This window comes from Nocardioides taihuensis (assembly GCF_042657275.1).
GTDB lineage: Bacteria > Actinomycetota > Actinomycetes > Propionibacteriales > Nocardioidaceae > Nocardioides > Nocardioides taihuensis.
In genome coordinates this window covers 150,996-161,991 of the sequence record NZ_JBHSKD010000019.1, presented here as the reverse complement: position 1 = coordinate 161,991, position 10,996 = coordinate 150,996, and the positions used below count along the sequence as shown (strand labels likewise).

Below are 10,996 nucleotides of genomic sequence, written 5' to 3'. Positions count from 1 at the left end.
CTCACCCGGGGGTCTTCGTCACGGTCCAGCCGACCCGCCGTACCTAACGTCCGTGGTCAGAACAGCTAACGCTCACGACCAGCGGCACGACCGGATGGTTCGGCAGCGGACTTGCAGACCCTGACGGCACACTGTTCAGGGTGAGGCTGACGGCGAGCGGCGTGGTGCGGTGGAGCATCGCGCTCCTGTTGGGGCTACTTGCCCTGTGGTGCCTACCGAGAGGTGGACAACTCACGTTTGCCGGTCTGGTCCTGACGGCGACGGTGGTGGTTGGGTATCTCGTCAAGCCTGGGCGTATCGCTTGGTACGCGGTTGGTGCGGGACTCGTGCTCGCCTGCCTAGTTCTCGGGGTCAAGGACGGACCCTTCGACCCGTCTCTCACGGGCTACTGCAACTCAGTCTTCGAGCCAGGCTTCGCCGTCGTCGACGACGCCCCCGAGGGGACGTACGAGCGCTGTCAGGAGACCCGCCAGCAGCGCATTCCGCTCGTCGCGGGACTGGGCCTCTCCGGGCTGGTATCGCTCACCATGTCCGTGCGGGCACAGCGACGGAACCAAGCCCCGGCCGTGAGTGCTGTCGCATAGCGTCGACCTATCGGCGGCATGAGCGGGCGCTATCCGCTTCCCTCTCGGGCTGAGAGGTTGCGCTCCACATCCTGCGGAGGCACGTCATAGCCAGTCGCCGCAGAGCCCGACCAGTTCAGGCCTGCTCGTACGCCATCGCGCTCCAACCCTGGGAGCCAACGACTGCGCCAGTCCGTCAGAGGGATGGGCACGACCTCGAAGCCGTCATAGACAGGGACCGACTCGACAACCTGCTGTGCCCTGGACTGCAACGACCAGAACGGCATCGCGCGCCCCTCCGGGGTTTCTGGCGCGGGGAACCCACTCTCGTCCCTGACTGACCAGACGGTTCCGTGCTCCAGCGCCTCCCGGTAGAAAGCGTCTGCTTGTGCGGCGCTAACGGTCATGGGGTTCATCATCGCCTGAGGTCGCCGGTACGACCGCTCATCGGCAGATCCGAGGGCGGACAGCGGCATGTGAGCGCGTTTCTGGCAGCCGGTCAGTTGCGTTCGCGGTGGTCGTCTGCCCACACGCGGAGGTCGCGGAAGTCGATGACGGCCAGGTGAGCCGCACGGACAAACTGGGCCAGGTTGCCGTCGCTCACTTCCCAGATGTCTTCCATCACCGTGTCCGAGGGAGCCGACTCGCCGTAGCAGTCATGCCAAGCGAAGTCGACCAACGCCAGCGCGTCGAGCGCCGCGTCGGCGTTCTTCCCGAAGACCTCAGTAGCACGCTCGCTTCTGGCTCTTCTACGGTCCGCGCTGCTCGTCACCATGGGCGGAGTCTGACACCTCGGGCGCACTCACATCGGCATGAGTGGAATGGTCGCTCACCGGTCCTTGCGAGAGGCCCGGTCGGTCTGCGTGTCCGGGCCGGGAGAACTCGCCGTTGAGCACGGCGAGCCTCGACCGGGTGGTCGCCGGGTTACTCCGACTGACTGCGGGGGAGACCTTGTTCCGACGCCCGCATTCGCCGTCCAGGTTGAGCCCTGGCCCGGGCTCGACCTCTACAACGCATGGGAGTGCACTTCCCGGACGTTCGCTGACCCGTTTGGAGTGGCACGTTGTGGAATGGCAGCACGACGTGGCCTGCGAGCAGCATGCAGGATCAACGCGATCTTCGTCGATCAGGACAGCGGTTTGCCGGGTGAAAACCAGCAGTTCGTCAGAAGACAGGATTTCGGAGGTACTCGGCATCGCGGGCGGACACCGGACTGCCTACTGCCGCCTGAACCGCAGGTGGCGCACGTTGTCGGGGACCTGGGCCGCTCGCCACGCGGCATCGGCGAGGGCGTTGGTGTACCAGGCGTAGGCGTAGTAATCGACGAGCCCGCGCCGCCACCCCAGCGACATCGCCCGGTCGGTAATGAGGGTCCGCTTGTATCCGCTGTGCACCGCCTCAGCGTCCGACCGCAGACCACGCAGTCGGAGCGCGTCGTCGTCCCCGTCGGGGAACACGCGCAGAGCCTCGGGGCGAGGGTCGCCGGGCGCCTTGGCGTGCGGGCTCAGCCACGGCTCGAACACGCCGCGGGGGCAATCGATGCGGTACCCGACGTTGAAGTGGAACCGCCCATCGGCACGGCGGGCGCGTTTCACCGCGGTGCGCTGCGGGGTGGACCGGACGACGGGGTCCCCGGTGTCATCGAGGTCGATCTCCACCAGGGCGCCGTTGATCGCCGCGAGTGTGTGGTGGCAGGGGCCCACTTCGGTGGCGTGGCTGGCGACGCCGAGCGGGATGCTGGGGACCCGGCGCCCGTCGGCTCCCTTGACGATGGCGGCAGTGGCGAGATCCTCGTCGGTGTAGGTGGGTTGCTTGGCGATCACCTGGTAGCCGCAATTGGTCATGATCTCGTCGATGTGAACCCCGCGGAACGCGCCGTCGTAGATGACGACCTCGATGCCGTTGCCCACGACGCGGTGGATGTCGCGCAGTAGTTGGACGGCGGTTCCGGCTTCGCCGCCGGGGTGGTCGATGTGGCCGAGGTGGAGCATGACGCGCTGGTAGACGCCGGTGCCGCGGGTGTGCCAGGCGACGTAGCCGTGTCCGAGCGCGGGTCCGGCGTGGCCCTGGTGGAGTGCCACGTCGGGGTCGTAGCGGCGCCCGGGGTCGTCGAGGAGTTCGCCGGTGTGAGGGTGGGCGAACATCGCGACGGTCTCGCCGTTCTCGTCCTCGATCAGGACCTTCGTCGGTGGGGCGTAGATGGGCCGGACGATGGTGCCGTCGCCGTAGACGGCGCGCAGGTGGGAGGGGTGGGTGAGGCTGCCGGGCCCGCGCGGGTTGAGCATGCCGATACGGCGGGCGAGGTCGACTGCCCGGGGCAGGTGGAGCCTTTGGATGGCGGCGATGCCCTCGTCGGTGGCCAGGTGATCGTCGCGCAGACGCCGCCAGTGGTGCCAGGCCGGTGGCTTTCGGCCCGGCGGGGGCAGGTCCAGCCCCTCGCGGCGCAGGGTGGCGGTGGCCTCGTGGCGGACCAGGTCCCACAGTTCGCCTTGGAGGAAGTCGGTCTCGACCCGGATGCCTGAGCGCAGGATCCGGGCAAGAGTGGCGTAGATGAGCAGGATGTAGGTGGGGTGGACGGGGTGGCGGCCGACCGCCTGCTCGGGTTGGAGGTCAGCGGCGATCTCGTAGAGCGCGCGGTGTCGGACGACCGCGCGGATACGGTCCATCGAACCCGCATAGCGGATGGACGGAGGCACAGTTCACCGCCAGTCCAGGGCAAGATCCTCGGCCGCCGCGTCCAAGGTGCGTGAACCGAGACGTCGCGCGACGCGCTCCAATGGCATGCCCGCGTCGTACAGCCGCCGCCCCGCCCAGTTCCGGACGCTGGCGGGGCGCACGTCGTCCTCGACTGCAAGCCCTGCCGCGTCGAGGACGGCGCCGATGGCGTTGCAGACCGCCGCCTGGGCCACGTGTTGCCCGGGCTTGCCGCGGCCTCGGTAGGTCAGCAGGGTCGTCGCGGGCAGGCGTCGCTCCCGTAGGAGAGCGACCTGGCGGGCGACCACGGCGGCCCCCCAGTCGGTGAGTTCACCGACACGGGCATCCACGCGCCGGGTGCCGGGAAGTTCCACGAACCGAGGCGCGTCGGGATCGTCGAGGTCGCAGATCCGGATGGCGGAGATCTCGCTGGTGACGGCGGTGGCCTCGGCCAGCGCCCACGAGACAGCGCGCTGCAGCGAGGTGCCCCCCGCCTGCCCGAGTCGGGCAGCGGCACGGCACAGCGCGATCTCGGCGTCGGTCAACGGGCGAGCGGCGCGACTCGTCCGGGCGGGAAGGTGCAGGTCCAGGGTGGGATCCCCGACCTCGATGCCGAGTTCGCGCCACGTGCGGAACAGCATCCGCACGACCACCCGGCGGCTGTGCCGAGTGCTCACCTCCGGTGGCGTGCCGTGCTTGGTGAAGGCGTCGATGAACCCGGTGCAATCAGCGGTCGTGACGTCCTCGGCCCGGCGCACCCCGGTGGCGGCGAGCCGCTTGCGGAACCGGTGAGCGGTTTCGGTGGTCCGCAGGAGAGTCTGCTCGGAGAACTCACCCCCGACCGCCCAGGCGCGCAACGCCGCCTGCACCTGGCCGGCCAGGTCACCGGGCAGGTCGCCGGGCAGGCCGTGGTGAGTGTCGGGTTCGCGAGGGTCGTTGCTGGTCACAGCCGTGGACGCTAGGCGCCCAGGTAGACAGGACGACCCTCCTCTTGGACGCGGGAACGCGGGATCTACGGAACCGGAACGTCATGCCTGGACCCATTCCGAAGAATCACGCCACCACCGGCGCCATGCCCTACAGCAAGACGACCCGTCCGTATTGCGAGATGACCGATGAATATCGGCTCGCCGCCATTTCCGTTCCATCTCGTCGCACGCGATTGTTGCCGACTCGCTGGTGCAGGCACATCGGCAAGATCGTGCACTCCGCAATGTGCGGAACGGTTGCATTGCGATGCAGTTTGAGCGCGCCAGCGAGGCACGCCACTGCTATCCGCATCGCGCCATGGGCGCGCACCTTCGCTGACGGCCTACCTGTGTGCGGTCGAGGCGGGGCTGATCGCTCTTTGCAACGTCGTTTCAGGAAGACCGAGCGCCAGGATCATGAGTTCCCTCCGGTGCCGCGCCGCACCTTCGGAATCACCGCTGTCGCGGCACCTGACGGAGTCGTGGGCCGCGTCGTAGAGGCGAATGAGCACGTCGTAGTCGACGGGCACCCGCCCACCGTTGTCTCGCAGACGTCGCTTAGCCCTGGTGTGGATCTCGCGATGCGTCGTGCAGAAGGGCGAACGAACCTTGGGCGGGAGGCTGGTGTCGCAGGCCAGGCACCAGAGAAAGACTCGGCCTCCGAACTCGCCGACCGGATCGCTCTTGCGCGGTTCAAGCGGTGCGCGTGCCAAGAGCAACCTGATGTCGCGCGGACGCGCCTCGACGGGACGGCTCGCACGCTTCACGGCTTTCAGCGGGTAGACCCTCTCCTGGTCCAACTTCGGCCACACTTGGTCGGCTTCCGCGACCCCCCGAGACGACATGTGCACAACCTTAGGCACAGCCCGCGGTCGCAGCCACCAAGTGGCGGTCGACCGGGGGTGTCGGTCGACCGCCCGTGATCAACCAATCAGCCCTCAGCGGCTGCACTGGTGGATGCGCCTGTGGGTGCCCACCAGCCGCCGAAGCGAGATTCCAGGTCGATGTCCATCCGCGAGCCGTCGTCGAGGGTGATGCACACGGTGACTGACCTCAGCCGGGCCGGGCCATCGGAGCCCTCGACGGTGTCGCCGGAGAGGAGCGGGATCGGGGGGAACTGGACGGGGGTCTGGCGGGTGGTGTCCTGCTGGCTCACGAGAGCCTCCTGTTGGGTGATGCGGGCTTCGCAGTCGATCGACTGCCTGACTCGGACACCTTCTGACGCGACCAGGACAGGTCAGTCCGGATCGCGCACTCATCTACGACGCAATCCCGTCGCACCTGTCCCGGGTCACTGTTGGGACTACACGCCAACCCCGCGCCTGCCTTGCATAAACACCCGCAAACCGGCCCGCCGGCCATTCCGCTCGGCATACCCTCGCCGCTGACATCCATGAAACGGGGGACCTGATGTCTGACCACACGCCGCTGCCCGCAGGCTGGTATCCGCACCCGACGATGGCCGACACCCAGCAGTACTGGGACGGCACCAACTGGACCGGCCACATCGCGCCACGCACACCGACCGCCGTTTCACCAGCCCACACACCCACCACCGAGGAGACCAAGGGCGGCTACACGAGCCTGGAGAAGGCCGGACTCGTCACCGGGTTCCTGTTCCCCATCATCGGGTTCGTGTGCGGCGTCGTCGTCCTCACCCGCGGCCGGGTGGCCAACGGCGTTGGCATCATGATCTTGTCGCTGGTCGCCGGGATGTTTTGGTACTCCTACCTGGCCGACCAGGCCACCACGGACTCGCACGAGTTGTACTGCCAGAAGGTTAACTACGACACCCCCGCGTGCTAGGGCAAGGGCTGACCCACGACCGGTCGCCGGTCAGCCCGACTGCTGTCCTCCTCGGGGTATCTTTAGTCCAGCAGAGCGGAGGGGATTCAGCCCTAGCCGTGCTCCTTGCTCCAGTCGGCGATGTGCTTGCCGCGCTTGTCCAGGCGTCGGTTGTGCTCCGCGATTTCGTCCGGCGCTTCCTTGCCCCCGGCGCGGAGTGCGCGGACGCACCGGTTCCAATACGCGGGGTGCCAGTTCGCGCTCTTCGGGTTGCGAGAGAACGTAATCCAGAAGCCGGGACGCTCGCCGTTCGCGTCAGTGAAGGTCGCGTCACCAGTGACGAGATGGATCTCGTCGGGCTGCTCAGGGAACCACAGGACCTCGAACGGACCGGGTGCAGGGATGCGAGATGACGTGGTGGCCATCAGGTGCCGCCTTCCTTGGGCCGCGTCGACCCGTTGCGCTGTGCTCCCCGCCGCCGAGTGGCTGGAGCAAAGCAGACGCTATCCCTGACCGGCCGTCGTGACAACGGGTTCCCTGTTCGGATGGCCGACTCCCTGGGCGGGACCGCAGAGCGCCGCGGAGATGGACGCGTGAGCGGTGCACCCCCCAAGAGGGGCCTGGCCCTCCTTGGGCATCCATGTGGTTGAGGAGAGTCACGCGTCGACGTGACGCAATATCGCCGGATCTGATCAAGACCGCGGCGCATGCTCATCGAGCGTGCGCCAGGGTCATTGTCGTAGGCCGACGACGAGCCGATAGGCAGAGCAGGACCACAGAGTCACTTCATGCTTGGCAGCGGCCGACAGTAGGCTCCAGCCGAGGTTCCATTCCGTAGAGGGTTCCGTAGAGGGTTCCGTCGATTGAAGGGTGGAACCCCCGGGCCCCTAGCTCAATTGGCAGAGCAGAGGACTTTTAATCCTTGGGTTGTGGGTTCGAGTCCCACGGGGCCTACCGATCTCCTGTGTGCCTTCGCCTGATGGGTGACACCGGCTTCGGTTGATGGGTGACACTCCCGGGACGCGGGCGATGATGAGGGCTGAGCTGCGGTGTCAGGCCGTGACCAGACCTGCTCCGCAAGTCATCCCTCGGGGGTGAGGCAGGCCGGCGCACCCGGGTCGACGTTGTCGACACCCACGCACCGGGAGGACCCATGCCGTCACGCCTGCCGCGCGCTGCCCTGGCACGCTGCGCCGCCGTGCTCGCCCTGCTGCTCGTGCTCACCGCCTGCTCGGGCGGCGGGGACGACGAGGCCGACCCGCCCGCGTCGTCCTCCGCCTCATCTACAGCCGTCGGCAGCGACAGCACCACGAGCGCGAGCGCGACGTCCGACGACCCGTCGGTGTGCGGCTACCTCTACGAGTGGCTGTCGGTCTTCCAGTACCCGCTGCAGCCGGACCCCCACGCGGCGTACACCTACGTCGTCCCGCAGATCACCGACGAGCCGGTCGCGCTGGAGATCACCGGCGACTTCCCGTACGCCGCGTGGACGTCGTGGACCGTGTACGACGACGCGAAGCAGGGGGCGATGCCCGTCTCCGTCGTGAAGGACTCCGACATCGTGCCCGAGCAGGGCAGCGAGAACCCGTTCGTGGTCGGGACGCCGGTGCTGTCGCCGGACCGGGAGTTCCGGCTGCTCGTGCTCCCGAAGGGCACCGATCCCTCCGGCATCGACGCCTCCCTGTCCGACGTACCGGCCGACAACGTGCTGACCCGACCGACGAAGGGCGACTACTTCATCCTGGCCAACCGGGTCTACAACTCCTTCCCGGGCTACAACCTCGGCGGGGCGGTCGGCCCGACGAACACGCCGTTCCCGCAGGTGCGGACAGTGAACTACGAGACCGGCGACCCCGTGGACTGCTCCAAGGTCAACCTGCTGCCCTCGCCCCGCTCGCCACAGGACATGCCGGAGGCCAACCACGCCGTGCTCGACGCGGTGCCGCTGACCAACGGCGAGCAGCTCACCGTCGGCCCGCAGGCGAGCCGGCCCGGGCACGAGGGGCTGGAGTACGCCCCGGAGCTCGAGGCGCGCTACCTCGAGTTCACCCGCCCCCCGATCCTGCCCGGGGCGGACGTGCCCTCGGTCCCGCCACCCGACAGCTGCGCGGGCTACCTCGGCGCCCAGACCAGCACCACGAAGATCGGGCTGATCCGGATCCCCCACGTGGCCACGTGGTTCGACACGCGCCACCTCACCGACACCACACCGTTCGAGCAGAAGCAGTCGACGTTCTTCTCCCTGACGCAGTACGGCACCGCGCGGGGCGCCTACCGGCCCGGCCGACCGCAGACCGCCAGCCTCGGCAACGAGGAGCTGCAGGTCGACAAGAGCGGCGGGTCGACGATCGTGGTGTGGCCGCGCAGCCTGTCGCGGGTCGACCAGCGCCAGGTCTTCGACCTCGCCCGCCGCCAGGGTTGGGCGCTGCTCCGTGGCGACGCCCAGGGCCCGGCGACGACGCCCAACCTGTTCGTCCGGATGAAGGGGTCCTCGGAGTCCTACCAGGGCGGCTACACGCCGACGCCCGAGCGGGACGGCGTGCCCTGCTACTTCGACGACCACCCGAACCAGACGCACTGGTACAAGGTGACCGGCGACAAGTACGTCGCCAGCCCCGCCAACATCGGCGCCGGCGCACCCCAGGGCGTCAACTGCACGACCGAGGAGCTGCTGGGCGGCGCGTGCCTGTCGATGCTCAAGGCGTACATCGACTCGACGGGCGGCAGCTACTCGACCGGCTGACGCCCCGCCAGCCCGGCGACCAGGGTCGCGACGGCAGGAGCGCAGTCCTCCTGCAGGTAGTGCCGCCCGGGCACGGCGTGCAGCGCGGGGAGGCCCGAGAGCTCCAGCACCTGCCAGCCCTGCTTGCGCAGCGGGAGCACGCGGTCGTGCGCTCCCCAGACGACCTGCACCGGGTACGGCGTGACCCGGGTGTCGACGACGGAGCGCAGGTCGAGGCCGGGTGTCCGGCGCAGGTTGCGCATGATCCGCAGGTACGCGCGCCCCTCGTCGTCGCCGCGCACCAGCGCCAGCCAGGCGTCGATCTCGGCGTCGGTCACGGCGTCCTGGTCGCGCACGCCGACGGCGCGGAACATCTTCCGGAACACCGGGGCCGGCGGCAGGGCGCGCCACGGCCGGTCGCCCACGAGGCGGGCGTAGACCTCCATCGGGAACGGCACGGCGTCGAGGGTGACCACCGTGTTGAGCACCGTCAGCGAGCGCACCCGGGCCGGCATCGCCGACGCGAGCCGGAACCCGACCGGCCCGCCCGCGTCGTGCACCACGAGGTGGAAGCGGTCGAGGCCGAGGGCGTCCACGGCCTCGACGGCGAACCGCCCCAACCCGTCGAAGGTGTAGTCGAAGTCCTCCGGCCGGTCGGCGTACCCGAGTCCGGGCAGGTCGAAGGCCACCGGTTGGAGGCCGAGGTCGGCGAGGTGCCGGCTGACCTTCCGGTAGAGGAACGACGAGGAGGGCAGGCCGTGGACCAGCACGACGGGCTCGCCGTCCCCCTCGCGTCGTACGAAGCTGCCGACCCCGCCCGCGACGAACCGGCTCCCGGCCGACCGGTGCTGCTCGAGGACCCGCTCGACGTCCGACGCCATGACGGCATCCTGTCAGCAGGGGCGCCTCAGGGCACCGCGATCCAGTAGCGGCGCTTGCCCTTGCGCGAGTCCTCGTAGACGCCACCGCCGCCCTCGATGGTGCGGCGCGAGCCCTCGTTGTCCTCGTCGCAGGTGACCAGCACCCGCTCGAGACCGAGCGCCCGGGCCTCGGGGAGCGACGCCGCGAGCGCGCGGCCGGCCCAGCCCTGACGTCGCCGCGAGGGGCGCACCGAGAAGCCGATGTGGCCGCCCTCCTCGAGCAGCCACGCGGTGAGCGCATGGCGCAGCGCGAGGTAGCCGACGAACTCGTCGCCGTCGACGATCCAGAAGTAGCTGCTGTGCACGAGGTTCCCGGGCAGCACGGTGGCCGGGTCGCCCTGGCGCAGGAGGTGCTCCACGATCGTGGGGAAGAACTCGCGGCGCACGTCGAGCGGGTCGAAGTCCCAGAGGCCGGAGCCGTGCTGCTGCGAGCCGTCGCGCGCGTACTCCGCGACGGCCTCGACCCACGAGGCGTGGAAGCGGACGTCGGGCCGGGCGAGCACGGACGGGGAGTTCACGAGCACAAGCACAGCACGTCGGGGTGTGGCGCAGCCAACGGCTTTCCGGCGCTCCGGGAAGTGGAACGGGTTCTAGACTCGCCGCCATGCCCGGCTACCAGCACGACGACGCCAGTGACGCCGAGGTCGCCCGGCAGAGCGCGCTCTACGGACCGCTCGCGCAAACCGTCCGCGAGCTCGCCGACGCCGTCGTCCGCACCGAGGTCGACGACGCCGAGATCGTCGCCGTGCACGCCGAGCTGGAGCTGCTCACGGCGCGGCTGCGCAAGCAGCTCAGCCCCGGGCCGTACGGCGTGCGGTTCAACAGCGAGGGCCGCAGCCGGGCGTGGGGCAACGCGGTCGTGGGCCTGCGCAACCCGGTCGCTCCCCCGCTGGAGGTGCACCGCGACCCGGTCGGCCGGGCGTGGGCCGACTTCCACCTCGGCGCGGCGTACGAGGGGCCGCCGGGGCTGGTGCACGGCGGCGTCTCCGCGCTGGTCCTCGACCAGCTCCTGGGCGAGGCCGCCGGAGCCGGCGGCAAGCCGGGCATGACCGGAACCCTGACCCTGCGCTACCGGCGCGGCACGCCGCTCGGCGACCTGCACGGCGAGGCCTGGATCGACCGGGTCGAGGGCGCCAAGACCTATGCGGTCGGGCACCTCGCCGACGCCGGGGGCGTGACGGTCGAGGCCGAGGGCGTCTTCATCCTGCCGAAGTGGGCGCGCGCGGCCTTCGAGGACCGCGCGACCGCGCCCGACCGCTTCGAGTAGCCGGCAACACCCCTCGTGGGGCTACCCGCGCACGACGGAACTCACGGTTCTGTCGCGAAGCTTCGTGCGACAACCGT

The 10,996-nt window shown here is 69.4% G+C and carries 13 protein-coding genes and 1 tRNA gene; 5 read left to right on the top strand and 9 right to left on the bottom strand.

Translation table 11 applies throughout. The annotated features are described in order from the left end of the window. Nucleotides 1-140 precede the first annotated feature (140 nt). The gene (locus tag ACFPGP_RS16010; protein ID WP_378591760.1) at nt 141-584 is read left to right on the top strand and encodes a hypothetical protein; all 444 of its coding nucleotides are present in this window, start codon (nt 141-143) and stop codon (nt 582-584) included. A gap of 29 nt (nt 585-613) precedes the next feature. Here the strand turns inward: ACFPGP_RS16010 and ACFPGP_RS16005 are convergent, their stop codons facing one another. The 6 genes from ACFPGP_RS16005 to ACFPGP_RS15980 form a co-directional block, all read right to left on the bottom strand. Next, entirely contained in the window at nt 614-970 is a 357-nt protein-coding gene (locus tag ACFPGP_RS16005; RefSeq protein WP_378591759.1) for a DUF2750 domain-containing protein, read from the bottom strand. A gap of 92 nt (nt 971-1,062) precedes the next feature. Further along, nucleotides 1,063-1,338, bottom strand: coding sequence for a hypothetical protein (locus tag ACFPGP_RS16000; protein WP_378591757.1), 276 nt, complete (start codon nt 1,336-1,338; stop codon nt 1,063-1,065). Nucleotides 1,339-1,780: 442 nt separating this feature from the next. After that, the gene (locus ACFPGP_RS15995; RefSeq protein WP_378591756.1) at nt 1,781-3,229 is read right to left on the bottom strand and encodes a hypothetical protein; all 1,449 of its coding nucleotides are present in this window, start codon (nt 3,227-3,229) and stop codon (nt 1,781-1,783) included. A gap of 33 nt (nt 3,230-3,262) precedes the next feature. Continuing rightward, the gene (locus ACFPGP_RS15990; RefSeq protein WP_378591755.1) at nt 3,263-4,204 is read right to left on the bottom strand and encodes a hypothetical protein; all 942 of its coding nucleotides are present in this window, start codon (nt 4,202-4,204) and stop codon (nt 3,263-3,265) included. A gap of 365 nt (nt 4,205-4,569) precedes the next feature. Next, nucleotides 4,570-5,025: a hypothetical protein gene (locus tag ACFPGP_RS15985; protein ID WP_378591753.1), complete on the bottom strand. Its 456-nt coding sequence runs from the start codon at nt 5,023-5,025 to the stop codon at nt 4,570-4,572. Between the two features lie 131 nt (nt 5,026-5,156). After that, nucleotides 5,157-5,381 carry a hypothetical protein gene (locus tag ACFPGP_RS15980; RefSeq protein WP_378591752.1) on the bottom strand — a complete coding sequence of 75 codons (225 nt, stop codon included), beginning with the start codon at nt 5,379-5,381 and terminating at the stop codon, nt 5,157-5,159. Between the two features lie 254 nt (nt 5,382-5,635). Here ACFPGP_RS15980 and ACFPGP_RS15975 point away from each other — a divergent pair, with 254 nt between their 5' ends. Continuing rightward, a complete protein-coding gene (locus ACFPGP_RS15975) occupies nt 5,636-6,031 on the top strand; it encodes a DUF2510 domain-containing protein (protein ID WP_378591750.1) in 396 nt (131 codons plus the stop codon). 92 nt (nt 6,032-6,123) lie between these two features. Here the strand turns inward: ACFPGP_RS15975 and ACFPGP_RS15970 are convergent, their stop codons facing one another. Further along, nucleotides 6,124-6,435: a hypothetical protein gene (locus ACFPGP_RS15970; protein WP_378591749.1), complete on the bottom strand. Its 312-nt coding sequence runs from the start codon at nt 6,433-6,435 to the stop codon at nt 6,124-6,126. 456 nt (nt 6,436-6,891) lie between these two features. On the opposite strand from ACFPGP_RS15970, the gene ACFPGP_RS15965 reads away from it, so the two are divergent. Continuing rightward, nucleotides 6,892-6,964: transfer RNA gene (locus ACFPGP_RS15965), tRNA-Lys, on the top strand. A 199-nt stretch (nt 6,965-7,163) separates the two neighbouring features. Next, complete coding sequence (locus ACFPGP_RS15960) at nt 7,164-8,753, top strand: hypothetical protein (RefSeq protein ID WP_378591748.1); 1,590 nt, start codon at nt 7,164-7,166, stop codon at nt 8,751-8,753. Here ACFPGP_RS15960 and ACFPGP_RS15955 read toward each other — a convergent pair. Beyond that, a complete protein-coding gene (locus tag ACFPGP_RS15955) occupies nt 8,738-9,613 on the bottom strand; it encodes an alpha/beta fold hydrolase (protein WP_378591746.1) in 876 nt (291 codons plus the stop codon). The genes ACFPGP_RS15960 and ACFPGP_RS15955 overlap by 16 nt on opposite strands. A 26-nt stretch (nt 9,614-9,639) precedes the next feature. Next, nucleotides 9,640-10,170 carry a GNAT family N-acetyltransferase gene (locus ACFPGP_RS15950; RefSeq protein ID WP_378591745.1) on the bottom strand — a complete coding sequence of 177 codons (531 nt, stop codon included), beginning with the start codon at nt 10,168-10,170 and terminating at the stop codon, nt 9,640-9,642. An 86-nt stretch (nt 10,171-10,256) separates the two neighbouring features. Here ACFPGP_RS15950 and ACFPGP_RS15945 point away from each other — a divergent pair, with 86 nt between their 5' ends. After that, nucleotides 10,257-10,919, top strand: a complete 663-nt coding sequence (locus ACFPGP_RS15945; protein WP_378591743.1) for a PaaI family thioesterase — start codon at nt 10,257-10,259, stop codon at nt 10,917-10,919. Nucleotides 10,920-10,996 lie beyond the last annotated feature (77 nt).